This window comes from Cronobacter muytjensii ATCC 51329, from assembly GCF_001277195.1.
Lineage (GTDB): Bacteria > Pseudomonadota > Gammaproteobacteria > Enterobacterales > Enterobacteriaceae > Cronobacter > Cronobacter muytjensii.
Genome location: NZ_CP012268.1, coordinates 3,292,958 through 3,316,259 on the forward strand (window position 1 = coordinate 3,292,958; position 23,302 = coordinate 3,316,259).

The 23,302-nt window shown below is 57.6% G+C and carries 21 protein-coding genes; 8 read left to right on the forward strand and 13 right to left on the reverse strand.

Annotated elements, in window-relative coordinates; all coding sequences use genetic code 11:
- Positions 1 to 42: 42 nt before the first annotated feature.
- Positions 43 to 861, reverse strand: coding sequence for a co-chaperone DjlA (gene djlA, locus AFK63_RS15125; protein WP_038864936.1), 819 nt, complete (start codon positions 859 to 861; stop codon positions 43 to 45).
- 183 nt (positions 862 to 1,044) lie between these two features.
- Between djlA and lptD the strand changes: the two genes are divergently transcribed.
- Genes lptD through apaH form a run of 6 tightly spaced genes read left to right on the forward strand, consistent with a single transcriptional unit; the run spans position 1,045 to position 7,797 of the window.
- Entirely contained in the window at positions 1,045 to 3,408 is a 2,364-nt protein-coding gene (gene lptD, locus AFK63_RS15130; protein ID WP_038864940.1) for an LPS assembly protein LptD, read from the forward strand.
- Between the two features lie 53 nt (positions 3,409 to 3,461).
- A complete protein-coding gene (surA, locus tag AFK63_RS15135) occupies positions 3,462 to 4,748 on the forward strand; it encodes a peptidylprolyl isomerase SurA (RefSeq protein ID WP_038864943.1) in 1,287 nt (428 codons plus the stop codon).
- A complete protein-coding gene (gene pdxA, locus AFK63_RS15140; protein ID WP_038864946.1) occupies positions 4,748 to 5,743 on the forward strand; it encodes a 4-hydroxythreonine-4-phosphate dehydrogenase PdxA in 996 nt (331 codons plus the stop codon). Before surA ends, pdxA begins: the two co-directional genes overlap by 1 nt.
- The gene (rsmA, locus tag AFK63_RS15145; protein WP_038864950.1) at positions 5,740 to 6,561 is read left to right on the forward strand and encodes a 16S rRNA (adenine(1518)-N(6)/adenine(1519)-N(6))-dimethyltransferase RsmA; all 822 of its coding nucleotides are present in this window, start codon (positions 5,740 to 5,742) and stop codon (positions 6,559 to 6,561) included. The genes pdxA and rsmA overlap by 4 nt, the downstream gene beginning before the upstream one ends.
- A 2-nt stretch (positions 6,562 to 6,563) precedes the next feature.
- Positions 6,564 to 6,941 carry a Co2+/Mg2+ efflux protein ApaG gene (gene apaG / locus AFK63_RS15150; protein WP_038864952.1) on the forward strand — a complete coding sequence of 126 codons (378 nt, stop codon included), beginning with the start codon at positions 6,564 to 6,566 and terminating at the stop codon, positions 6,939 to 6,941.
- 4 nt (positions 6,942 to 6,945) lie between these two features.
- A complete protein-coding gene (apaH, locus tag AFK63_RS15155; protein WP_038864953.1) occupies positions 6,946 to 7,797 on the forward strand; it encodes a bis(5'-nucleosyl)-tetraphosphatase (symmetrical) ApaH in 852 nt (283 codons plus the stop codon).
- A gap of 184 nt (positions 7,798 to 7,981) precedes the next feature.
- On the opposite strand, the gene folA is transcribed toward apaH, so the two are convergent.
- Complete coding sequence (gene folA, locus AFK63_RS15160) at positions 7,982 to 8,461, reverse strand: type 3 dihydrofolate reductase (protein WP_038864954.1); 480 nt, start codon at positions 8,459 to 8,461, stop codon at positions 7,982 to 7,984.
- Between the two features lie 253 nt (positions 8,462 to 8,714).
- Here folA and AFK63_RS15165 point away from each other — a divergent pair, with 253 nt between their 5' ends.
- Positions 8,715 to 9,329: a LysE family transporter gene (locus AFK63_RS15165; RefSeq protein WP_038864955.1), complete on the forward strand. Its 615-nt coding sequence runs from the start codon at positions 8,715 to 8,717 to the stop codon at positions 9,327 to 9,329.
- 49 nt (positions 9,330 to 9,378) lie between these two features.
- Here AFK63_RS15165 and kefC read toward each other — a convergent pair whose 3' ends face one another.
- The 8 genes from kefC to AFK63_RS15205 form a co-directional block, all read right to left on the reverse strand.
- Positions 9,379 to 11,241 carry a glutathione-regulated potassium-efflux system protein KefC gene (gene kefC / locus AFK63_RS15170; protein WP_038864956.1) on the reverse strand — a complete coding sequence of 621 codons (1,863 nt, stop codon included), beginning with the start codon at positions 11,239 to 11,241 and terminating at the stop codon, positions 9,379 to 9,381.
- The gene (gene kefF, locus AFK63_RS15175; RefSeq protein ID WP_038864960.1) at positions 11,234 to 11,764 is read right to left on the reverse strand and encodes a glutathione-regulated potassium-efflux system oxidoreductase KefF; all 531 of its coding nucleotides are present in this window, start codon (positions 11,762 to 11,764) and stop codon (positions 11,234 to 11,236) included. Before kefF ends, kefC begins: the two co-directional genes overlap by 8 nt.
- Before the next feature lie 181 nt (positions 11,765 to 11,945).
- Positions 11,946 to 12,179, reverse strand: a complete 234-nt coding sequence (locus AFK63_RS15180) for a YgdI/YgdR family lipoprotein (RefSeq protein ID WP_038864962.1) — start codon at positions 12,177 to 12,179, stop codon at positions 11,946 to 11,948.
- 132 nt (positions 12,180 to 12,311) lie between these two features.
- Complete coding sequence (locus tag AFK63_RS15185; protein WP_038864964.1) at positions 12,312 to 13,175, reverse strand: hypothetical protein; 864 nt, start codon at positions 13,173 to 13,175, stop codon at positions 12,312 to 12,314.
- Positions 13,176 to 13,334: 159 nt separating this feature from the next.
- Complete coding sequence (carB, locus tag AFK63_RS15190) at positions 13,335 to 16,559, reverse strand: carbamoyl-phosphate synthase large subunit (protein ID WP_038864966.1); 3,225 nt, start codon at positions 16,557 to 16,559, stop codon at positions 13,335 to 13,337.
- Positions 16,560 to 16,577: 18 nt separating this feature from the next.
- Positions 16,578 to 17,726 carry a glutamine-hydrolyzing carbamoyl-phosphate synthase small subunit gene (gene carA / locus AFK63_RS15195; protein WP_038864968.1) on the reverse strand — a complete coding sequence of 383 codons (1,149 nt, stop codon included), beginning with the start codon at positions 17,724 to 17,726 and terminating at the stop codon, positions 16,578 to 16,580.
- Between the two features lie 466 nt (positions 17,727 to 18,192).
- The gene (gene dapB / locus AFK63_RS15200; protein ID WP_038864970.1) at positions 18,193 to 19,014 is read right to left on the reverse strand and encodes a 4-hydroxy-tetrahydrodipicolinate reductase; all 822 of its coding nucleotides are present in this window, start codon (positions 19,012 to 19,014) and stop codon (positions 18,193 to 18,195) included.
- A gap of 189 nt (positions 19,015 to 19,203) precedes the next feature.
- Positions 19,204 to 19,836: an alanyl-tRNA editing protein gene (locus AFK63_RS15205; RefSeq protein ID WP_038864972.1), complete on the reverse strand. Its 633-nt coding sequence runs from the start codon at positions 19,834 to 19,836 to the stop codon at positions 19,204 to 19,206.
- Between the two features lie 94 nt (positions 19,837 to 19,930).
- On the opposite strand from AFK63_RS15205, the gene AFK63_RS15210 reads away from it, so the two are divergent.
- Entirely contained in the window at positions 19,931 to 20,836 is a 906-nt protein-coding gene (locus AFK63_RS15210; protein ID WP_038864974.1) for a LysR family transcriptional regulator, read from the forward strand.
- Between the two features lies 1 nt (position 20,837).
- Here AFK63_RS15210 and rihC read toward each other — a convergent pair whose 3' ends face one another.
- The 3 genes from rihC to fkpB form a co-directional block, all read right to left on the reverse strand.
- Positions 20,838 to 21,755, reverse strand: a complete 918-nt coding sequence (rihC, locus tag AFK63_RS15215) for a ribonucleoside hydrolase RihC (RefSeq protein WP_038864976.1) — start codon at positions 21,753 to 21,755, stop codon at positions 20,838 to 20,840.
- Positions 21,756 to 21,848: 93 nt separating this feature from the next.
- A complete protein-coding gene (gene ispH, locus AFK63_RS15220) occupies positions 21,849 to 22,799 on the reverse strand; it encodes a 4-hydroxy-3-methylbut-2-enyl diphosphate reductase (RefSeq protein ID WP_038864978.1) in 951 nt (316 codons plus the stop codon).
- Positions 22,780 to 23,250 (reverse strand): FKBP-type peptidyl-prolyl cis-trans isomerase, encoded by a 471-nt coding sequence (fkpB, locus tag AFK63_RS15225; protein ID WP_004386255.1) that lies wholly within the window; start codon positions 23,248 to 23,250, stop codon positions 22,780 to 22,782. Before fkpB ends, ispH begins: the two co-directional genes overlap by 20 nt.
- Between the last annotated feature and the right edge of the window lie 52 nt (positions 23,251 to 23,302).

Sequence of the window (23,302 nt, forward strand, 5' to 3'; positions counted from 1 at the left end):
CTCTTTTTTTATGGCACAACGGTTGCAGAGCGTTATGCAGCCTTAACGAAACCCTTTCGCCGTTTTAATCAGATCGTAGGCTTTCTGAATTTCCTGCGCCTTCTGCTGCGCCATTTGCATCATCTGCGGCGGCAGCCCTTTGGCGACCAGCTTGTCAGGGTGATGCTCGCTCATCAGCTTGCGGTAAGCGCGCTTGATGGTCGTGGCGTCGTCAGTCGTTTTCACGCCCAGCACGTTGCAGGCATCTTCCAGCGTCGGCGCGCGCTGAGCCTGTTGCGCCTCGCCGCTGCCGTTGTGCCAGGAGTGCTGACCGCCGCCGAACTGCGCGCCGCCCTGCATCATACGCAGGAACTGATCGAACTGAATGCGGGAAATGCCCAGCTCTTCGCCAATCACATACAGCACGTCGCGCTCTTTCGGGTGCAGCGAGCCGTCTGCGAAGGCGGTCTGGATCTGAATTTCCAGAAACATCCGAATCAGATCGAAGCGACCAAAACAGACGCTGCGCAGCTGACGCATTTTCTCACGCAGCGGATAACCATGCTCCTTGCCGACGCGAAACGCGTTGCGGGCCGCGTCTCGCGACGCCCCGTGCAGGTTCATGCGGTCCATAAACTGCGTCGCCACCTGAATATCGGCTTCAGTGACACGACCTTTCGATTTGGTCAGATGCCCCATCACCTCAAACGTGGTGGCGAAGAAGAGCGACTGGCGTTCCTGCTGGCTGGTGAACCAGACGGTACGACGGCTGCGCGCTTTGTCTATCATATGCCCGATAACCAGGCCGAGGATGACGCCCCAGACTCCACCGCCGACCAGCAGCCCGGTGAGCCCTCCAACCAGTTTTCCCCAATACTGCATATACTCCCCAAATCGTCATGCCGTCAGCCAGAAATTCCTTTATCATACCTGCCATTCAAAGCGGTGCCTAACAGGCAGGCAGAAAAGCAGACAGGATAACACTGGCGCTGTAGTGATGAGTAAGTTAGTCTCTGACCGTTTGCCGACGCGAAGCCATTGATGATGGAACCACGAATAACTCGTATGAAAAAACGTATTCCCACCTTGCTGGCCACCATGATTGGCACAGCCCTTTACAGCCAACAAGGCATGGCTGCCGATCTTGCTTCTCAATGTAAGCTTGGCATTCCCACCTACAACCGACCCCTGGTTCAGGGCGAGCCTAACCAGCTGCCGGTGACGATTAACGCCGATCACGCTAAAGGTAACTACCCGGACGACGCGGTGTTTACCGGTAATGTGGATATTCAGCAAGGTAATGGTCGTCTGCAGGCGGATGAAGTACAGCTTCATCAGAAACAGGCGGAAGGCCAGCCAGAGCCCGTGCGCACGGTCGATGCCCTGGGTAATGTGCACTATGATGACAATCAGGTCATCCTGAAAGGTCCTAAAGCGTGGGCAAATTTAAATACTAAAGATACCAACGTCTGGGACGGCGATTACCAGATGGTGGGCCGTCAGGGTCGCGGCACCGCGGATCTGATGAAACAGCGCGGCGAAAACCGCTACACCATTCTCGAAAACGGCTCCTTTACGTCGTGCCTGCCGGGCTCAGACACCTGGAGCGTCGTGGGCAGCGAAGTGATCCACGACCGCGAAGAACAGGTGGCGGAAATCTGGAACGCGCGCTTTAAGCTCGGCCCGGTGCCGGTGTTCTACAGCCCCTATCTCCAACTGCCGGTCGGCGACAAGCGTCGCTCAGGCTTTCTTATTCCGAACGCGAAATACAGTACCACTAACTATTTCGAGTTCTCATTGCCGTATTACTGGAACATCGCGCCGAACTTCGACGCCACCATTACGCCGCACTATATCCATAAGCGCGGCAACGTGCAGTGGCAGAACGAATTCCGCTACCTGACCCACGCGGGCGCAGGCCTGATGGAGTTCGACTATCTGCCGTCCGATGACGTCTATCAGGACGAAAATCCGGGGATGAGCGACAAGCACCGCTGGCTGTTCTACTGGCAGCATGGCGGCGTGATGGATCAGGTGTGGCGCTTTAACGTTAACTACACCAAGGTTAGCGACACCAGCTACTTTAATGATTTCGACTCCAAATACGGCTCAAGTACTGATGGCTACGCCAGGCAGTTTTTCAGCGTTGGCTATGCGGTTGAGAACTTCGACGCGACGCTCTCAACACTCCAGTTTCAGGTGTTCGACACTTCTCGCGGGGACTCTTATCGCGCTGAACCGCAGCTTGACATGAATTTCTATCAGAACGACGTCGGCCCGTTTGACACCCGTCTTTATGCCCAGGCGGTGCGCTTTACCAACGTGAACGAAAACCTGCCGGAAGCGACGCGTCTGCACCTTGAGCCGACCATGAATCTGCCGATGTCTAACGACTGGGGCAGCCTGAATGCCGAAGCAAAACTGCTGGCGACCCACTACCAGCAGGAAAATCTGGATCGCTATCGCGAATATCGCGGCGGTAAAAATGAAGCGGCTAACAATCTGGAAGATTCGGTTAACCGTGTACTGCCGCAGTTTAAGCTCGACGGCAAAATGGTCTTTGAGCGCGACGCGGGTCTTATCGGCAATGGCTTTACCCAGACGCTGGAGCCGCGCGCGCAGTACCTCTACGTGCCGTACCGCGATCAGAGCGCCATTAATAACTACGACTCCTCGCTGCTGCAGTCCGACTACTCCGGCCTGTTCCGCGACCGTACTTACGGCGGCCTTGACCGCATCGCCTCAGCCAATCAGGTAACGACCGGCGTCACGTCGCGTGTTTATGACGACGCGTCCGTTGAACGTTTTAACGTTTCTGTAGGTCAAATCTACTACTTCACCCAGTCCCGTACCGGCGATGACGATATTAACTGGGAGAAGAACAAAGATACCGGCTCAATGGTCTGGGCGGGCGATACTTACTGGCGTATCAGCGATCGCTGGGGCCTGCGCGGCGGCGTGCAGTATGACGCGCGTCTCGCGAACGTCGCCACCGGTAACGGCGTGCTTGAATATCGTCGCGATGACGATCGCGTCGTACAGCTTAACTACCGTTACGCCAGCCCGGAGTATATCCAGGCCACGCTGCCTTCGTATTCAACGGCGGAGCAGTATAAAGACGGTATTAATCAGGTGGGCATGACGGCAAGCTGGCCGATTGTGGATCGCTGGTCGGTGGTGGGCGCGTATTACTACGACACCAATGCCAACGAGGCCGCCGATCAGATGCTCGGCGTGCAGTACAACTCCTGCTGTTATGCTATCCGCGTCGGTTATGAGCGTAAAATCAACGGCTGGGATATCGATAAGAGCAAATACGACGAAGTCATTGGCTTCAACATTGAGCTGCGCGGCCTGAGCTCCAACTACGGTCTCGGCACCCAGCAGATGCTGCGCTCGAACATTCTGCCGTATCAGCGCTCCATGTAATGCTCAGGTTTTGACACATTCTCCGCTTTGCGGTTAAACGAAATGGAAAAGGTATGAAGAACTGGAAAACGCTGCTTCTCGGTATCACCCTGGTGGTGAATACCAGCTTCGCTGCTCCGCAGGTTGTCGATAAAGTTGCAGCCGTCGTGAACAACGGCGTGGTACTGGAAAGTGACGTTGATGGCCTTATGCAGTCGGTAAAGCTTAATGCAAACCAGGCCGGCCAGCAGCTCCCGGACGACAGCACGCTGCGTCATCAGATCCTCGAACGTCTGATCATGGATCAGATTATGTTGCAGATGGGTCAGAAAATGGGCGTGAAAGTCAGCGATGAGCAGCTCGATCAGGCTATCGCCAACATCGCCAAACAAAACAACATGACGCTCGATCAGATGCGTAGCCGTCTGGCCTATGACGGCCTGAACTACAACACCTATCGCGCGCAGATCCGCAAAGAGATGATTATCTCTGAGGTACGTAATAACGAGGTGCGTCGTCGCGTCACTATCCTGCCGCAGGAAGTGGAAACGCTGGCCGAACAGGTCGGCAATCAGAATGACGCCAGCACCGAGCTGAACCTGAGCCATATTCTGATCCCACTGCCGGAAAATCCGACGGCCGATCAGGTGAGCGAAGCGGAAACCCAGGCGCGTTCCATTATCGATCAGGCGCGTAACGGCAGCGATTTTGGCAAGCTGGCGATGACCTATTCCGCTGACCAGCAGGCGCTGAAAGGCGGCCAGATGGGCTGGGGACGTATCCAGGAGTTGCCGTCTGTGTTCGCCCAGGCGTTGAGCACCGCGAAGAAAGGCGACGTGATTGGCCCGATCCGCTCCGGCGTCGGTTTCCATATCATTAAGGTCAACGATCTGCGCGGCCAGTCTCAGACCGTATCGGTGACGGAAGTCCACGCACGCCACATTCTGCTGAAGCCGTCGCCGATCATGACCGATCAGCAAGCGCGCCTGAAGCTTGAAGAGATCGCGGCAGACATTAAGAGCGGTAAAACCACCTTTGCGCAGGCCGCACGCGAGTTCTCGCAGGATCCGGGTTCGGCTAACCAGGGCGGCGATCTCGGCTGGGCGGCGGCGGATGTTTACGATCCGGCGTTCCGCGACGCGCTGATGAACCTGAGCAAAGGGCAGATGAGCACGCCGGTGCACTCCTCTTTCGGCTGGCATCTGATTGAACTGCTGGATACTCGTAAGAGCGACCGCACCGACGCGGCGCAGAAAGATCGCGCCTACCGGATGCTGTTTAACCGCAAATTCTCCGAAGAAGCGGCAACCTGGATGCAGGAACAACGCGCCAGCGCCTACGTGAAAATCCTGAGCAACTGATGGTAAAAACCCCACGAGTGGTCATTACACCCGGCGAGCCCGCCGGGATTGGCCCCGACCTGGTCGTTGCGCTTGCCCAGCACGCCTGGCCTGCGCAACTGGTCGTCTGCGCCGACCCGACGCTGCTCACGGCGCGGGCGGCGCAGCTTGATTTACCGCTCACGCTGTTGCCCTACTCTTCCGACGCTCCCGCCCTCCCTCAAGCGGCGGGTACGCTCACTCTTCTGCCCGTCACCTTACAGGCGCCTGTCAAACCCGGTACGCTGGCCTCAGCTAACGGCATTTATGTTGTCGAAACGCTGGCGCGCGCCTGCGATGGTTGCCTTCGCGGCGAATTCGACGCGCTGGTGACCGGGCCGGTGCATAAAGGAATTATCAACGACGCGGGCATTCCGTTTACCGGGCATACCGAGTTTTTTGAAGCGCGCGCCGGCAGTGAAAAAGTAGTGATGATGCTCGCCACCGAAGCGCTGCGCGTGGCGCTGGTAACCACGCACCTGCCGCTGAAAGCCGTCGCTGACGCCATCACACCCGATCTTTTGCGACATATCCTTACGACGCTGCATCATGATTTGCAAAGCAAGTTCGGCATTGCGCAGCCGCATGTGCTGGTCTGCGGCCTGAACCCGCACGCGGGCGAAGGCGGACATATGGGCACCGAAGAGATCGACACGATTATCCCTGTGCTGGAGGAGATGCGCGCACGCGGAATGCATCTGACTGGTCCGCTACCGGCAGACACCCTTTTCCAGCCGAAATACCTCGAAAACGCCGATGCGGTACTGGCGATGTACCACGATCAGGGCCTGCCCGTGCTAAAATACCAGGGATTTGGCCGCGCAGTGAACATCACGCTCGGCCTGCCTTTTATCCGCACGTCGGTCGATCACGGCACCGCGCTGGAACTGGCAGGATCAGGAAACGCCAGCGTCGGCAGTTTTATCACGGCGCTTAATCTCGCCATCAGCATGGTTATGAACAGTAAGAATCAATGAATAATCGAGTCCATCAGGGCCATTTAGCCCGCAAACGCTTCGGGCAAAACTTCCTAAACGATCAGTTTGTGATCGACAGTATCGTATCGGCGATTAACCCGCAGAAAGGCCAGGCGATGGTTGAAATCGGCCCGGGCCTGGCGGCGTTAACCGAGCCGGTAGGCGAACGCCTCGACCAGCTTACCGTTATCGAGCTGGACCGCGATCTCGCCGCGCGCCTGCAAACTCACCCGTTCCTCGGCCCGAAGCTGACCATTTATCAGCAGGATGCCATGACCATGAACTTCGGCGAACTTGCCGAGAAAATGGGGCAACCGCTGCGCGTGTTCGGCAATCTGCCGTACAACATCTCCACGCCGCTGATGTTCCACCTGTTTAGCTATACTAGTGCGATTGCCGATATGCACTTCATGCTGCAAAAAGAAGTGGTCAACCGTCTGGTTGCCGGCCCGAACAGTAAGGCGTATGGTCGCTTAAGCGTGATGGCGCAATATTTCTGTCAGGTGATCCCGGTGCTTGAAGTGCCGCCGACCGCCTTTACGCCGCCGCCTAAAGTGGATTCCGCCGTGGTGCGTCTCGTGCCTCATACTACGCCGCCGCATCCGGTGAAAGAGCTGCGTCTGTTAAGCCGTCTCACTACCGAAGCGTTTAACCAGCGTCGTAAAACCATCCGCAACAGCCTCGGCAATGTGTTCAGCCCGGAAGTGCTGACGTCGCTTGGCATTGACCCGGCCATGCGCGCCGAGAATATTTCTGTTGCGCAGTATTGCCAGATGGCGAACTATTTAGCTGATAATCCGCCCTCGAAGGAGAGCTAAACATGGTTGATTCACCCCGCGTTTGCGTACAGGTACAGAGCGTTTATATCGAGGCCCAGTCTTCTCCGGAGGATGAGCGTTTCGTCTTTGCCTATACCGTCACCGTCCGCAACCTGGGACGAACGCCTGTTCAGCTGCTGGGCCGCTACTGGCTTATCACCAATGGCAACGGTAAAGAGACCGAAGTCCAGGGGGAAGGCGTGGTCGGGGTTCAGCCTCATATTCAGCCCGGCGGCGAATACCAGTACACCAGCGGCGCGGTTATTGAAACGCCGTTCGGCACGATGCAGGGCCATTACGAGATGGTGGATGACCAGGGCAACGGCTTCCGCCTTGATATCCCGGTTTTCCGCCTCGCCGTTCCCACACTCATTCACTGATACGATGTCTACATATCTTATTGGCGACGTTCATGGTTGCTACGATGAACTGGTCGCGCTGTTACAGCAGGTTGAATTCACCCCTGGTAAAGATACGCTATGGCTGACCGGCGATCTGGTGGCCCGCGGCCCCGGCTCGCTGGAAGTGCTGCGCTACGTGCGCTCGCTCGGCGATGCCGTGCGCCTGGTGCTCGGTAACCACGATCTGCATTTGTTAGCGGTTTTCGCGGGCATCAGCCGTAATAAGCCGAAGGACAGGGTCACGCCGCTGCTTGAAGCGCCGGACGCCGACGAGCTTATCAACTGGCTGCGTCGTCAGCCGCTGTTGCAGGTGGATGAAGAGAAAAAGCTGGTGATGGCCCACGCGGGCATCACGCCGCAGTGGGATCTCGCCACCGCCCAGGCCTGCGCCCGCGATGTCGAAGCGGTGCTTTCAAGCGACAGCTACCCGCTGTTCCTCGATGCCATGTATGGCGATATGCCGAACAACTGGTCGCCGGAGCTGACCGGCCTTGCCCGCCTGCGCTTTATCACTAACGCATTTACACGCATGCGTTATTGTTTTCCGAACGGCCAGCTGGATATGTACTGCAAGGAAAGCCCGGAAAGCGCGCCTGCGCCGCTGAAGCCCTGGTTCGCCATTCCCGGTCCGGTCGCCGAAGAATATGCGATTGTGTTCGGGCACTGGGCGTCGCTTGAGGGCAAAGGCACGCCGGAAAACATCTATGGGCTGGATACCGGCTGCTGCTGGGGCGGCACCCTCACCTGCCTGCGCTGGGAGGATAAAGCCGTGTTTACCCAGCACTCCAACCGTCAGACCGACAGCGACGACGATAAAGCCGCCGTCGCGTCGTGATGCCAGAATGGCGAGCGCGCTACGCTTAGCGGTCGCCCCCTCCTGAAGCTCACATTACGACCATGACGCCCCGGGCGGGAAGCGAAGCGCCAGCCGCCATTACCCCAATAAAACCAAAGCCATAAAAAAAGCGGATGCGCCCTGCGCCTCCGCTTTTTTTACATCACCGTCGCCGACGCGCGGATTAACGGCGCTCAAGGATCTCGAAACAGTAGCTGTGTGAGTTTTTCTCGTCGGCGTCATGAAACTCGCTGAACACCGACTGCCACTCGTCCGGCTCGTAATCCGGGAAATGGGTGTCGCCTTCCACTTCCGCATCGATATGGGTGAGATAAAGGCGCTGCGCACGCGGCAGGAACTGTTCATACACGCGGCCGCCGCCGATGACCATCACCTCTTCGGCATCGCCGCAGGCCTGCAATGCGTCTTCAACAGAGCGCACCCACACTACGCGATCGTCATCGCCCGGACGGCTGCTGAGCACGATATTTTTACGCCCCGGCAGCGGGCGACCGATCGATTCCCAGGTCAGACGTCCCATGATAACCGGTTTGTTAAGCGTGTTACGTTTAAACCAGGCGAGATCGGCAGGGAGGTCCCACGGCATGGCGTTTTCCATACCAATTACGCGATCCACCGCTAAGGCCGCAATCAGACTGATCATTGATAATTTCCCAGGTGTAAAAAATTGCCGCCACTATACGGAAAGCGCAATCTTTAGTCGACTGGCGACCCGAACCAGGCGGAGAATTTTTTTTGTTCTGCTGCGCCGGGCACGATGCACAGGTGCGCGCCCGCGCGTTATCTCATTGAAACCACAAGCGCTTCGCCTTTACACCCCCGTAAAGCCCGCTGACGCGGATGCCAAAACAGGCTGAATGCTTTATAGTGCGCGCTCGTTGATGTGAGGATTGACCATGCTGGAAACCACTCTTTTCGTTGCCACCATCGCGGCGCTGGGTATGCTCTCGCCGGGCCCCGACTTCTTTCTGGTTATCAAAAACGCCGCGCGGTATCCGCGTAGCGCGGCGATGATGACGGCGGCGGGCGTGATCGCAGGCGTCGTCACGCACATGACTTACTGCGTGGCGGGCATCGCGGTGTTGATCACCACGACGCCGTGGCTTTTCGGCGCGCTGAAATATGTCGGCGCGGCATATCTGGTCTGGCTCGGCATCAATGCACTGCTGGCCCGCGGCACTACCAGCCTGGCGCTGGACGGCGTGGCGCAGGAATCCACCTCGCTCAAAAAGGCGTTTATCCAGGGCTATCTCTGCAACCTGCTGAACCCTAAAGCCACGCTGTTTTTCCTGGCGATGTTTACCCAGGTGCTGAACGTCAATTCCGGCATGATGGAAAAACTCTGGTACGCGGGCATTATCGTCGCGCTGACGCTGGTCTGGTGGCCGCTGCTGGTGTTGCTTATCCAGAGCGCGCCGGTGCGTCGCGGCCTGACCAAAGCACAGAAGATTATCGATAAACTGCTGGGCGGCATGCTGCTGGCGCTCGGCATCAAGGTGGCGCTGAGTTAACTCGCGCCCGCCATTGATATAAAAGAAAACGCCCCTGACGGGGCGTTTTTTATGGCTGCGGTTTAACGACGGGCTCATCGGCGTCGTTGCCGGTGTGCTTGCCTTCCTGCGTGCCCTGCCAGCCGTGGCGCTGAATCAGCGACAGATGCGCGCGGTCTTCGCTGATAATCTCCGTCAGCATTGCGCTGGTGCGCTTGAAGGTGGCGGCGCGCGCCGTGGTGTCGTTATCGCCATCGGCCATCTCGTCGACCATCTGCTGGTTGTAGCAGCGGAACAGGTCGGCGCGCTCGCGCGCTTCGTAGCGCCCGATCCCCAGCTCTTCCAGCGCCATCCGCCCGACCCGCAACGCGCCTTCAAACGTTTCACGCTCCGGCTGCGCCACACCCGCCTGACGCAGGCGAATGTAATGATCGACATCGCGCGCGCGCGCAATGATCCGCACCTGCGGGAAGTGCGTCTGCACCAGTTCCGTCAGCTGTAAATTCGCCTGCGGATCGTCGATGGCGTTGATTAACACTTCGGCTTTCGCCACTCCGGCGGACTCCAGTAAATCGACGCGCGTGGCGTCGCCATAAAACACTTTCATGCCGAACTTGCGCAGGGTCTCAATGTGATCCGGGTCGTGATCAAGCACCACCATTTTCACGCCGCTGGAGAGCAGTAAACGGCCCGCAATCTGCCCGAAACGCCCGAAGCCCGCGATAATGACGCGCGGTTGTTCTTCGTCAATCTCGTCGGCTTGGCGCGCCTGTTGTTGTCCCGTTTTTTCAAGGCGGGTTAGCAGCACGAGCAGCAGCGGCGTCGCGGCCATGGAGAGCGCCACCGCGAGCGTCAGCGCCTTCGCCCACTCCGCATCCAACACCTCTGCGCTGCGCGCTGCGCCGAAAATCACAAACGCAAACTCGCTTCCCTGACCTAACAGCACCGCGAACCAGCGACGCTGGCGGCCCGGCACCTTCAGCGGCTTCGCCACCAGCCACAGCGTGACGGTCTTAATAATCAGGAAGCCGAACAGCAGCGTCAGCACGCGCAGCGGATGCGCGACCAGCGTACCGAAATCAATCGACATACCGACGCCGATAAAAAAGAGCCCCAACAGTAGCCCTTTAAAAGGCTCGATATCGCTCTCCAGCGCATGCCGGTATTCGGAGCTCGCCAGCAACACGCCCGCAAGAAACGCGCCCATCGCCATCGACAACCCGGCTTCTTCCAGCAGCAGGCCGAAGCCAAACACCAGAAACAGCGCCACGGCGCTGAACACTTCACGCAGCCCGGATCGCGCCACGAAACGCAACGCCGGACGCGCGACGAAACGGCCAAGCAATACCACCAGCGCCAGCGCGCCGACGACTTTCAACGCCGAGAGGAAAAACGCGCTGGCGGTCGTCGCCTCGCCGCTCGCGGCAAGCAACGGGATCATCGCGACCAGCGGGATCGCGGCGATATCCTGAAACAGCAGTACGGCAAACGCGCTGCGCCCCAGCTGCGAAGCCGTCAGGTTGCGCTCGTTCATCGCCTGCATGGCGATGGCCGTTGACGAGAGCGCGAGCGTCAGGCCAATCAGCAGCGCCACCTGCCAGCGTAACCCGAGCGCGACGCAAAAGCCGCCGAGCAACAAGCCGCACGCGCCCATCTGCAACGCACCGCCGCCAAACACCGACGCGCGCAGTTTCCACAGCCGCTGCGGATCGAGCTCAAGGCCAATGACAAACAGCATTAACACCACGCCGATTTCGGCAAAGTGCAATATCGCCTGCGCGTCTGTCACCAGCCGCAATCCCCACGGGCCAATCAGCCCGCCCGCAATCAGGTAACCCAGCACCGAACCGAGCCCTAACCGCACCGCGACAGGCACAATCAACGCCGCCGATCCGAGATAGATCAGGGCCTGAATCAGAGTATGGCTATCCATGATGACGCTCCTGCCAGTCGGTTAATCGTTGTTGATACTCCCGCGCTTTGCCTTCCAGCGTTTCGTCGTCGCACACAAAGGTGCGGTGCATGACATAGGGCGTCAGCCAGTTGAGGCCGCAATAGAGCGCCGTCGCCTGTAGCGGCTGGGCGAGCACGTCAAATCCCGGATGATCGCCAATATCAAAGTGATGCCTGTCGCCGCCCGTCGTGACCGCCCACAAGACGCTTTTGCCTTGCAGCGCCGTTGCGCCTTTGCCATAGGCCCAGCCGTGCGCGAGCACTTTATCTATCCAGAGTTTGAAAAGCGGCGGCACGCTGTACCACTGCATGGGGTGCTGCCAGACAATCAAATCAGCGCGCGCGAGCGCCTCCTGTTCGGCGGCGACATTAATGTTGAAATCGGGGTAGAGCTGATAAAGCGAGCGCACTTCGAGTTCGTCCAGCCCCTGCACATGTTCCAGCATCCGCCGGTTGGCGTGAGAGTGGTGCGGATAGGGGTGCGCATAAATAATTAAAATCATAACCTTGCCTGTGTCGCTGCCCATCATGGGAATGGAATGAGTGTAGCCAGTTAACAGGCGCGCTTACAGGGGCAATCCGCAGGGGTATTATTTCTTGCAGTGGGAAGGTGGGATCAACGCGTAATCAAAAAACGGATGCCTGAGCATCCGTTTTTAAGGCGTGGAATAACCAGCCTCGTGCTTAATTATCCAGCTCGCTCATGGATTTCACCTCGCCGCGATTAATCTGCTCGGTCTGGCCGGTCTGGGCATTTTTATAAGATACCAGGCCGGTATCGCTATCTACTTCCGGTTTACCATCAGTGACAATGGTCTTGCCGTCAGTGGTTTTAACAGCCTGATTGGATGAACAGCCCGCGACGGTAAACAGCGTGGCGGCAGCAAAAATGGACGTTATCAGTAGTTTCGATCGCATGGTGTTCTCCCTGCTTTTTCGTTGGATTTGATTACACACCTTATTATTTTAGGTTAACTGACTGATAATTTTTGGAAATACAGAAGGTTCTGAGGCCGGGCGCCTGATATGCAGACGCCCGGCGGTCAGACGTTACGGCTTAAGCTCAAGAATAGAGCTCATCATGATGTGATTAAGATTGGTCATGATTTCATAATAGCGGGTCAGCTCTTCACCGCCTGCTGCTGGTTTACGCCATTTTTCGCGGTTCTGTTTTTCAAACTCTTTCAGCAGATCTTTTTGGTCACTTGCCGACTCAGCGTGAATAAACGCGGTATAAATTTTGGTGGCGTCATTCAGGTTTTGCTGTAATTCCGCAGAATTAAAATGCGCGGTAATGACAGGCGGCTGATAACGCGACTCCGTAATACGCATATTTTCCGTATATTCAACGGACGGAGAAAACTCATTGTTATAGAAATGCTTAAAGTCTTCGATGCGGAAAATCTTAGTCTTGTAATTATCGTTCGTCGTGGATGTCATCGACTCAGGGAAAGCCTCTGTCGGGTTCAGCTCCCACTCTTTCGCAAAATTATCAATAAAGAGTTCGCTACCCAGGTCCTCGAATGGGCCGGTGACGGTCTCCCCATCAATCGTCAGGGTGTGAACATCACCATTTTCACCGGCTGGCTGAACGCCTTCCGCCAGATACTTTTGCACGACGTAAATGTAACGGGTACGGGTCGGGTTGATAAGGCCGCTCTCGCCGGAGCGAGGCCAGGCGCCAAACACGCTGAATTTCACCTTTTCGCCATTTTCCAGCGTCAACGTATGTTGGCCCGCGTCCAGTTTAATATTGTGAGATTCCTTTGCCGGAACCGTTATTTTTTGGTCATCGACAGAAATCGCTAAGGGTTTCCCGGTTGGGTTATCAATCAAAAATTCTTTACTGTCACCGCCGCCAAAACAGGCGGTCAATGCCAGACAGGCACCCAAAAGCATGACTCTTTTTAACACGTGTTTCTCCTTAAACGTGAAACTGGGCTTCGATAAACGATAAGGGGTCAAGGGTAACGGATGGTCACACAGGAGTGAAAAACTAATTGGCTATTAAATTTAGGGGGTAAGCATAAAAAAAAGCCAGCTTACGCTGGCTTTTGGCTCATTCATAATTTCTTACTTCGCGATCTGCGCGTGCATCTCCTGCACCGAAATCACTTTTTCTTTAGCGTCGGCATTCAGCGCCATTGCGGTGGCGAAGCCGCCGTTCAGCGTGGTGTCGTAGTGCACTTTATACTGCAGCGCGCTGCGGCGAATCAGCTTGGAGTCTTCAATCGCCTGACGGCCTGCGGTGGTGTTGATGATATACGTGTATTCGCCATTCTTGATACGGTCCTGAATGTGCGGACGCCCTTCATGCACCTTGTTCACCAGACGCGGGTTAATGCCTGCTTCGCCCAGCACAATCGCGGTGCCGTGCGTCGCATCAAGCTCGAAGCCAAATTTCAACAGCTTGGCGGCGAGATCCACCACACGCTCTTTATCGCCTTCACGCACCGAGAGCAGCGCGCGGCCCTGTTTCTTCATGGTGGAGTTGCTGCCAAGCTGCGCTTTGGCGAATGCCTCTGCGAAGGTGCGGCCCACGCCCATCACCTCGCCGGTGGAGCGCATTTCCGGCCCCAGCAGCGGGTCAACGCCCGGGAACTTATTGAACGGCAGCACCACTTCTTTCACCGAATAATACGGTGGGATTATCTCTTTGGTGACGCCCTGCTCGCTCAGCGTTCTGCCTGCCATAACGCGCGCTGCCACTTTCGCCAGCGGCACGCCGGTAGCTTTGGAGACAAACGGCACGGTACGCGCGGCGCGCGGGTTTACTTCAATCAGGTAGACTTCGTTGTCTTTCACCGCGAACTGGACGTTCATCAGGCCGCGGACCTGGAGTTCAAAGGCCAGCTTCTGCACCTGCTGGCGCATCACGTCCTGAATCTCCTGGCTTAAGGTGTACGCTGGCAGCGAGCACGCGGAGTCGCCAGAGTGCACGCCCGCCTGTTCGATATGCTCCATGATGCCGCCAATCAGCACCATTTCGCCGTCGCAGATGGCGTCCACGTCCACTTCAACGGCGTCGTCCAGGAAGCGGTCCAGCAGCACTGGCGCGTCGTTGGAAACGCTCACCGCCGTCTGGAAGTAGCGACGCAGGTCGGCTTCGTCGTAGACGATTTCCATCGCGCGGCCGCCCAGCACGTAAGACGGGCGCACCACCAGCGGGTAGCCGATTTCTTTCGCTTTCTCGACCGCCTGTTCGATGGCCGTCACGGTGGCGTTCGCCGGCTGTTTCAGCTTCAGGCGATCCACCGCCTGCTGAAAGCGCTCGCGGTCTTCGGCGCGGTCGATAGCGTCCGGGCTGGTGCCGATAACCGGTACGCCTGCTGCTTCCAGCGCGCGCGCCAGCTTCAGCGGCGTCTGGCCGCCGTACTGCACAATAACGCCTTTCGGCTTCTCGATGCGTACGATTTCCAGCACGTCTTCCAGCGTAACCGGCTCAAAGTAAAGGCGGTCGGAAGTATCGTAGTCGGTGGAGACGGTTTCCGGGTTGCAGTTGACCATGATGGTCTCGTAACCGTCTTCACGCAGCGCCAGCGCGGCGTGTACGCAGCAGTAGTCGAACTCAATGCCCTGGCCGATACGGTTCGGCCCGCCGCCCAGCACCATGATTTTTTCACGATCCAGGTTCGGGTTCGCCTCGCACTCTTCTTCATAAGTGGAGTACATGTAGGCGGTATCGGTGGCGAATTCCGCCGCGCAGGTATCCACACGCTTATAGACCGGATGCAGGTTGTACTGCTCGCGCAGCTTGCGGATTTCCGATTCACTGACGCCCGCGAGTTTCGCAAGACGCGCATCGGCGAAGCCTTTACGTTTGAGCATCCGCAGGAAATCGGCGTTCAGGCCGTTAATGCCCTGCTCGGCGACCTGTTCTTCAAGGCGCACCAGCTCTTCAATCTGCACCAGGAACCAGCGGTCGATGTTGGTCAGGTTGAAAACGCCGTCAACGGACAGGCCCGCGCGGAAAGCGTCAGCGATGTACCAGATACGCTCGGCGCCCGCGTCTTTCAGCTCACGACGGATTTTGGTCAGCGCTTCCGGGTCATCCAGGCTCACTTTCGGGTCAAAACCGGTCGCGCCTACTTCCAGACCGCGCAGCGCTTTCTGCATCGACTCCTGCTGAGTGCGGCCAATCGCCATGACCTCACCGACCGACTTCATCTGGGTGGTCAGACGGTCGTTAGCGCCCGCAAATTTCTCAAAGTTAAAGCGCGGAATTTTGGTGACAACGTAGTCGATAGACGGCTCGAAGGAGGCCGGGGTACGGCCACCGGTGATGTCGTTCATCAGCTCGTCGAGGGTATAGCCCACCGCCAGTTTCGCCGCCACTTTGGCAATCGGGAAACCGGTCGCTTTTGAGGCCAGTGCTGAGGAGCGCGACACGCGGGGGTTCATTTCAATAACAATCAGACGACCATTTTTCGGGTTCACCGCAAACTGCACGTTAGAGCCGCCGGTTTCGACGCCGATTTCACGCAGTACCGCCATCGAGGCGTTACGCATGATCTGATATTCCTTGTCGGTCAGCGTCTGGGCCGGGGCCACGGTGATGGAGTCGCCGGTATGGATGCCCATGGCGTCGAAGTTTTCGATAGAGCAGACGATGATGCAGTTGTCATTTTTATCACGCACCACTTCCATCTCGTACTCTTTCCAGCCGATCAGCGATTCGTCAATCAGCAGCTCTTTGGTCGGGGAAAGGTCGAGGCCGCGGGCGCAAATTTCTTCGAATTCCTCGCGGTTATACGCGATGCCGCCGCCGGTGCCGCCCATCGTAAAGGACGGGCGAATGATGCACGGATAACCGACATCCGCCGCGACAGCCAGCGCTTCGTCCATATTATGGGCAATGCCGGAGCGCGCGGTTTCAAGGCCGATTTTCTTCATCGCCACGTCGAAGCGGCGGCGGTCTTCGGCTTTATCAATCGCGTCGGCAGTGGCGCCAATCATGGTGACGCCAAACTCTTCCAGTACGCCCTGACGCTCCAGTTCCAGCGCGCAGTTCAGCGCCGTCTGGCCGCCCATGGTCGGCAGCACCGCATCCGGACGCTCTTTTTCGATGATTTTACGCACCACTTCCCAGTGGATCGGCTCAATATAAGTCGCATCCGCCATCTCCGGGTCGGTCATGATGGTCGCGGGGTTGGAGTTCACCAGAATGACGCGGTAGCCCTCTTCACGCAGCGCTTTACACGCCTGGGCGCCGGAGTAGTCGAATTCGCACGCCTGGCCGATAACAATCGGACCGGCGCCAAGAATCAGGATGCTTTTAATGTCTGTACGTTTTGGCATTTTCTCTCTGTCTCCTGATTACTTAGCGTCTTGACGATACTGCTTAATTAAATCAATGAAATGGTCAAACAGCGGCGCGGCATCATGCGGCCCCGGGCTCGCCTCCGGGTGCCCCTGGAAGCTGAACGCCGGTTTATCGGTGCGGTGAATGCCCTGCAACGTATTATCGAACAGGGATTTGTGAGTCACGCGCAGCGTGGCGGGCATTGAGGCTTCGTCAACCGCAAAGCCGTGGTTCTGGGCGGTGATCATCACGCAGTTGTTGTCGAGATCTTTAACCGGGTGGTTGCCGCCGTGGTGGCCGAACTTCATCTTCACGGTTTTCGCGCCGCTCGCCAGCGCCAGCAACTGATGGCCAAGGCAGATGCCGAAGACCGGCACGTCGGTGTCGAGGAATTTTTTAATGGCGTCGATGGCGTAATCGCATGGCGCCGGGTCGCCGGGACCATTTGAGAGGAAGATGCCGTCCGGGTTCATTTTCAGCACGTCTTCCGCCGGTGTCTGCGCCGGGACGACCGTCAGGCGGCAGCCGCGGTCCACCAGCATACGCAGAATGTTGCGCTTCACGCCGTAGTCGTAAGCCACCACATGGTAAGGCAGTTCTTCTTCTTTCTTCGCTTCCGGCAGCTCGCCTTTAAGCGTCCAGCTGCCCTGGGTCCAGCTCCAGGCTTCTTTAGTGGTCACTTCTTTCGCCAGATCCATGCCGTTGAGGCCCGGGAAGGCTTTCGCTTTTTCAAGCGCCAGCGCGGCATCGACATTATCCCCTGCGATGATGCAGCCGTTCTGGGCGCCTTTCTCACGCAGCAGACGCGTCAGCTTACGAGTATCGATATCGGCAATCGCCACGATGTTATGGCGCTTCAGGTAAGAAGAGAGATCCTCGGTGTTGCGGTAGTTGCTGGCAATCAGCGGCAAATCGCGGATCACGAGGCCCTGAGCATGTACCTGGGAGGACTCAGCGTCGGCGTCGTTAGTACCGACATTACCAATATGGGGATAAGTAAGAGTGACAATCTGGCGGGAGTAGGAAGGATCAGTGAGGATTTCTTGATAACCGGTCATAGAAGTATTGAAAACGACTTCCCCTACTGCCGTACCTGTTGCCCCGATGGCCCGACCGTAGAATTGGGTTCCGTCTTCCAGAACCAACAGCGCTGACTTAATCAAAACGTCCTCCAGGGAATAAACAGTCAATTTATTTGCATATTAATTCAACCGGTGTGGCTAAATCAATGCAAAAACGCCTGAACAGCGAATTTTTGGCAAACGGCGGCATTCTAGAGATAACCCAGGGGGAAGTCTACCTGAAAACGCACTTTTTATTGTTATTTTGGCGCCTTTAATGAAAACAGCGAGAATGAGAGGCAAAAAACACAGAAAACGAAGCGCGGAAAACGGTTGCTGGACAAGAAAAATAAAGCGGAAGCATAACACAGCTTTTAAAGTGGACCAAACGGTCAAAATTCACAACCTGATAACGAAAAAACACTCATAAAGTTAGTTTTTAAGAGCACTTTAACCTTAAAATCGTTAAGAACGCCAAAAACAGCAAAATAAAAAAGGGCAATAATTTATTGCCCTTCCAATCAAAAAGTTACGATTGTAATAACCACATCACGATGGGTAATAATAATTACAAATCATTAAGATTAAGCACATCACGCATATCATAAAAGCCATTTTTACGGGATTTTACCCACAATGCCGATCTCACCGCGCCGTTTGCAAATGTCATACGGCTGGACGCTTTATGGGTAATTTCGATGCGCTCGCCGATATCAGCAAACATGGCGGTGTGCTCACCCACGATATCGCCCGCGCGTACCGTGGCGAACCCAATGGTGCCGGGCTCTCGCTCGCCAGTGTGGCCTTCGCGAGCGTATACCGCGCAGCTTTTCAGATCTTTATTCAGCGCGCCGGCAATCGCCTCGCCCATTGCCAGCGCCGTGCCCGAAGGCGCGTCGACTTTATGACGGTGATGCGCTTCAATAATTTCGATATCGGTGTAATCGCCCATCACCTGCGCTGCTTTTTCAAGCAGTTTAAGCATGACATTAACGCCCACGCTGAAGTTGGCGGCGAAAACCACCGGGATAGCCGTCGCGGCATCACGAATCGCGGCTTTACCGGCGTCGTCAAAGCCGGTGGTGCCGATGACCATGCCTTTACCCTGCGCGCGGCAGAACGCCAGATGGGCGAGCGTGCCCTCCGGGCGCGTGAAATCGATAAACACATCGAAGTCATCTTTTACTGCCTCAAGGCGGCTCTGAATAATAACGCCGGTCGCGCCAGCGCCTGCCAGCTCGCCGGCATCCGCGCCCAGCAGCGTCGAGCCGTCGCGCTCAAGCGCCGCGCCCAGCGCCACGCCTTCCATTGAAATTGCCGCCTGGATTAATTGCCGTCCCATACGGCCACCCGCCCCCGCGATCGCGACGCGGACCTGTGCATCATGCATATTTATACTCTTCAGATTGCTTAGAAATCGCTCTCAGGTTAACCAGCCTGACCGCAGGCCGCCAGCGGAAAACCGGGATAATTAGAAAATTATGACAAAACGGCGGGGATATCAGTAAAAGCTGTAGTAACCATTATGTTATTAAGGTTATACAGTAGAGACGGCAGGCGTTTGCGCCTGCCGCGAGGGTTAATCCGCAAGCTGGTACGCCACCAGCAGTTGCCCCTTTTTCACTTTAATACTGGTGAGCGTGACCTCGCCCACCTGCGACAGCGAGGCGACATGCGTGCCGCCGCAGCCATAGACCGGCAGCTCGCCGAAACGCACCTGACGCCGCCCGTCGACGAAATCCACCTTGCGCGGCAGATTGGCCGCAACCCATTCCGTAATAACCGCCGTAAACGCCGCGCTCCCGGGCGCGTCGGTGGCCGTATCCGGGGCAAAGGTGATTTTGCCTTCGCCGGGCCAGTGGTGCGCCTTGACCGGACGCCAGCCAAGCCGCTCGCCCGCGTACCCAATCAGATGCCCGGCGGAGTGCCAACGGGTATGGCGTGTGCGCAGCGGTTCGTCCACCACAAGCGTGGCGGGGCCGTTTGCCAGCGGCTGCGCCAGCAGATGAATGACCGTGTCGCCGCGGCTCTCTACGCGCAGCACCGGCGCGCCGTTGATCGTGCCGCTATCGGCGGGCTGCCCGCCGCCCTGCGGGTGAAACAGCGTCCTGTCCAGCTCCACTTCATAGTCGCCCTGCGCGTTTTGCTCGCAGCGCAGCACCGTCGCCTCGCCCGTTAAGGCGTCACTCAGGTAGTAGTCTCGTTGTGTCATCGTTGTCCTCCCGGTTCATCACACAGTATATTTATTATTGCCGCTGCGATAATCCTGCGCGGCGACAACGAACCTTTGCATCAGGCGCACAAATATGAATTTAGCTCTACTGCCCGATATCGCCGTTTTCGTCCAGGTGGTGGAGAGCGGCAGCTTCTCCGCCGCCGCGCGAAAGCTTGGCAGCACGCCCTCTTCCGTCAGCCGCAGCGTTTCACGTCTTGAGCGTGAGCTGGGCTGCAAGCTGCTGGTGCGCACCACCCGCAAGCTGCGCCTGAGCGAGGCAGGCTGCGGCGTGTTTCAGCGCGCCGCCAGCATGATGGACAACGCCCGCGATGTCATGGCGCTCGGCGGCACCGCCTCGCAGGCACCGCAGGGTCGGGTCACGCTCGGCGTGCCGAAAGCCGTAGGCCGTTTCGTGATCCACCCGCTGATGGAAGAATTTCTGGCGCGCTATCAGGAAGTTGATATCTGCCTGCGTCTCGAAGACCGCTATATGGATTTGATTGATGATGAAGTGGATCTGGCGCTGCGTATCACCGACTCGCCCTCTCCCGGCTTGTATGGCAAGCCGCTGATGCCGATAGAGCACCTGCTGTGCGCTACCCCGGCGTACCTGGCGCGCCACGGCACGCCGGAGCATCCGCAGGAATTACGTCAGCACAGCTGCATCAGCCTTGGCGAGACGGCGGCGGACGCTCGCTGGAAATTTCGCCGCGACGGAAAAAGCGTGGTGGTCCAGACGCGCGGGCGCTACGCGGCCAACCATACCGGCGTGCGCCTCGACGCGGTGAAGCGCCATCTCGGTATCGGCAGCCTGCCGCGCTTTACCGCAAGCGATGCACTGGCGGCAGGCGAGATTGTACAGGTGCTGCCGGCATGGGAGTTTATCAGCAGCTATTCAGGCAGGCTCTGGCTACTGTGGTCGGCGGGACGTCATATGCCCGCCAAAATCCGGGTGCTCATTGACTATCTGACGGAAAAACTGTCTGCGAGGCCGTGAGCTAAGGCGCCAGCGCCAGTGTCTGCGCCACCCATTCGCGAAACGCGGCGACGTCGATTCCGAGCGCCACCTGCGCATTAGCGGGCCGGTTTAACCGGCCTTCGATATCCACAACCGTGGTGCCCGCCGTGTAGTCGCCGCGGGTTTCCACCGCAACGAAACAGCGCTTAAGCGTGAACAGCTCAGGCTTAACCACCCAGGCGATAGCGCAGAGATCGTGCATGCGCAGCCCAGTCGTCATGCTGCCTGCGCGATAATGACTGAAGAGCGCGTGGAGCAGTCGGCCCGTCCGGTTCAGCGCGGGCAGCGCGGCGAGATAGTCGGGCGTCAGCACCGCCTGATGCGTGACGTCGAGCCCGCACATCACAATTTCAATGCCGCTCTCAAACACCCGCGCGGCCGCTTCAGGATCGATGGCGATATTAAACTCGGCGTTCGGCGTGAAGTTGCCGCGCCCCGCGGAGCCGCCCATCATCACCAGCCGTTTGATTTTCGCGGTACACGCCGGGTAGTGCGTCAGCAGGAGAGCGATATTGGTCAGCGGCCCGATGGTGACAATGGTCAGCGGCTCGGGGCTTGCCATCAGCCGCGCAAAGATGGCCTGAAACGCCGGAACATCAAGTATCTGCCGGTCATGTACGGTGAAATCAAAGCCATCCATGCCTGATTCGCCATGAACCGAGGCGGCATCGCGCAGCGGGCGCACCAGCGGCGTGGCCGCGCCCTGCGCGACCGGCACATCAGCCTGCCAGAAATGCAGCAGTTGCAGCGCGTTGCGGGTGGTTTTCTCCACGCTGACGTTACCCGCCACGGTGGTGATGAGTTGTAAATCGATTGCGGGCGAGAACAGCGCGGCGGCAATGGCCACGGCATCGTCAATACCCGGATCGGTATCGAGAATAATCGGCGTTTTTTTCACACAATGTCCTGTCATCACTGGCCTGCTTGCGGATACAAAAATGCCGGACGATGTTCACCGTCCGGCATGCTGTTATCGGTACGCGGGCGGGAGTTACTGCACTTCGCGGGCGTCGATGCGCAGTTCCTTCGGCACTTCGAACACGATATTCTCTTCGCGACCGGTCAGCTCATGGGCGTCGCTGCCGCCGAGCGCTTTCAGGCGCGCGATAACGTTCTGCACCAGGATATCCGGCGCCGACGCACCTGCGGTAACGCCCACGCAGGCGGCGTTTTTCACCCAGGCTTCCTGAATATCATTCGCGTCGTCGATAAGGTAGGCGGTTTTGCCCATACGCTGGGCGAGCTCTGCCAGGCGGTTAGAGTTAGAGGAGTTTTTCGAACCCACCACTAATACCACGTCCGCCTGCTCCGCCAGCGCCCGCACCGCTTCCTGACGGTTAGTGGTGGCGTAGCAGATGTCATCTTTGCGCGGACCAACGATTTTCGGGAAGCGGCGGCGCAGCGCGTCGATAACGTCCGAGGTGTCGTCTACCGACAGCGTGGTCTGGGTCATAAAGGAGAGATTGTCCTCATCCTTAACGGTAATTTTCCAGACGTCGTCCGGTGATTCCACCAGATACATGCCCCCTTCCGGGTTGCTGTACTGGCCCATCGTGCCTTCTACTTCCGGATGACCGGCGTGGCCGATAAGAATCGCTTCTTCGCCACGGCGGCTTGAGCGCGCGACTTCCATATGCACTTTGGTCACCAGCGGGCAGGTGGCGTCAAATACCGTTAAGTCACGGCTTTTCGCTTCGTTGCGTACCGCCTGGGAAACGCCGTGCGCGGAGAAAATCAGAATTGCGCCATCCGGCACTTCGCTTATCTGCTCGATAAAAATTGCGCCGCGTTCGCGCAGGCTGTCTACCACGTAGCGGTTATGCACCACTTCGTGGCGAACGTAGATAGGCGCGCCGTAAATCGCCAGCGCGTTTTCCACAATGCTGATAGCGCGGTCCACGCCTGCGCAGAAGCCGCGCGGGTTAGCCAACAGGATCTGCATCAGAACTCTCCAGCGCCGGATCGATTTCCAGCACGTCTATATCAAAATGAAGGGTATGCCCGGCGAGCGGATGGTTGAAATCCACTGTGATGGAGTCGCCGTTGATTTCACGGATAACCCCCGGCATTTCGCTGCCGTCCATTGCGGTAAAAAGCATAATAGCACCGATGTCCGGCTCCCCCGCGTCGATAAATTCGCGGCGGGAGAAGTACTGGATGAGATCGGGGCTCGGCGTTCCGAAGGCGTCTTCCGGCAGCAGCGTAAACGCTTTTTTATCGCCCGCATGCAGGCCAAGCAGTTCGCGCTCCAGTCCCTGCGACAGCGAACCGTCGCCCAGGCGAAAGAGCGCTGGTTTGCCGCTGTTGCGGCTCGACTCTGCCGTGGAACCGTCTTCAAGCTTCAGCGTAAAGTGCACCAGCACCGCGCTGTTGCTCTGTATGGATGTAGACATGCAGGTTGCTCACTTTTTGGGTCATCTGTTTGCCCGGCGGCGCTGCGCTTAC

What these genes read in the sequence shown, in the direction of transcription:
- djlA (WP_038864936.1), bottom strand. Translation starts at nt 861, where the DNA reads ATGCAGTATTGGGGAAAACTGGTTGGAGGGCTCACCGGGCTGCTGGTC.
- lptD (WP_038864940.1), top strand. Translation starts at nt 1,045, where the DNA reads ATGAAAAAACGTATTCCCACCTTGCTGGCCACCATGATTGGCACAGCC.
- surA (WP_038864943.1), top strand. Translation starts at nt 3,462, where the DNA reads ATGAAGAACTGGAAAACGCTGCTTCTCGGTATCACCCTGGTGGTGAAT.
- pdxA (WP_038864946.1), top strand. Translation starts at nt 4,748, where the DNA reads ATGGTAAAAACCCCACGAGTGGTCATTACACCCGGCGAGCCCGCCGGG.
- rsmA (WP_038864950.1), top strand. Translation starts at nt 5,740, where the DNA reads ATGAATAATCGAGTCCATCAGGGCCATTTAGCCCGCAAACGCTTCGGG.
- apaG (WP_038864952.1), top strand. Translation starts at nt 6,564, where the DNA reads ATGGTTGATTCACCCCGCGTTTGCGTACAGGTACAGAGCGTTTATATC.
- apaH (WP_038864953.1), top strand. Translation starts at nt 6,946, where the DNA reads ATGTCTACATATCTTATTGGCGACGTTCATGGTTGCTACGATGAACTG.
- folA (WP_038864954.1), bottom strand. Translation starts at nt 8,461, where the DNA reads ATGATCAGTCTGATTGCGGCCTTAGCGGTGGATCGCGTAATTGGTATG.
- AFK63_RS15165 (WP_038864955.1), top strand. Translation starts at nt 8,715, where the DNA reads ATGCTGGAAACCACTCTTTTCGTTGCCACCATCGCGGCGCTGGGTATG.
- kefC (WP_038864956.1), bottom strand. Translation starts at nt 11,241, where the DNA reads ATGGATAGCCATACTCTGATTCAGGCCCTGATCTATCTCGGATCGGCG.
- kefF (WP_038864960.1), bottom strand. Translation starts at nt 11,764, where the DNA reads ATGATTTTAATTATTTATGCGCACCCCTATCCGCACCACTCTCACGCC.
- AFK63_RS15180 (WP_038864962.1), bottom strand. Translation starts at nt 12,179, where the DNA reads ATGCGATCGAAACTACTGATAACGTCCATTTTTGCTGCCGCCACGCTG.
- carB (WP_038864966.1), bottom strand. Translation starts at nt 16,559, where the DNA reads ATGCCAAAACGTACAGACATTAAAAGCATCCTGATTCTTGGCGCCGGT.
- dapB (WP_038864970.1), bottom strand. Translation starts at nt 19,014, where the DNA reads ATGCATGATGCACAGGTCCGCGTCGCGATCGCGGGGGCGGGTGGCCGT.
- AFK63_RS15205 (WP_038864972.1), bottom strand. Translation starts at nt 19,836, where the DNA reads ATGACACAACGAGACTACTACCTGAGTGACGCCTTAACGGGCGAGGCG.
- AFK63_RS15210 (WP_038864974.1), top strand. Translation starts at nt 19,931, where the DNA reads ATGAATTTAGCTCTACTGCCCGATATCGCCGTTTTCGTCCAGGTGGTG.
- ispH (WP_038864978.1), bottom strand. Translation starts at nt 22,799, where the DNA reads ATGCAGATCCTGTTGGCTAACCCGCGCGGCTTCTGCGCAGGCGTGGAC.
- fkpB (WP_004386255.1), bottom strand. Translation starts at nt 23,250, where the DNA reads ATGTCTACATCCATACAGAGCAACAGCGCGGTGCTGGTGCACTTTACG.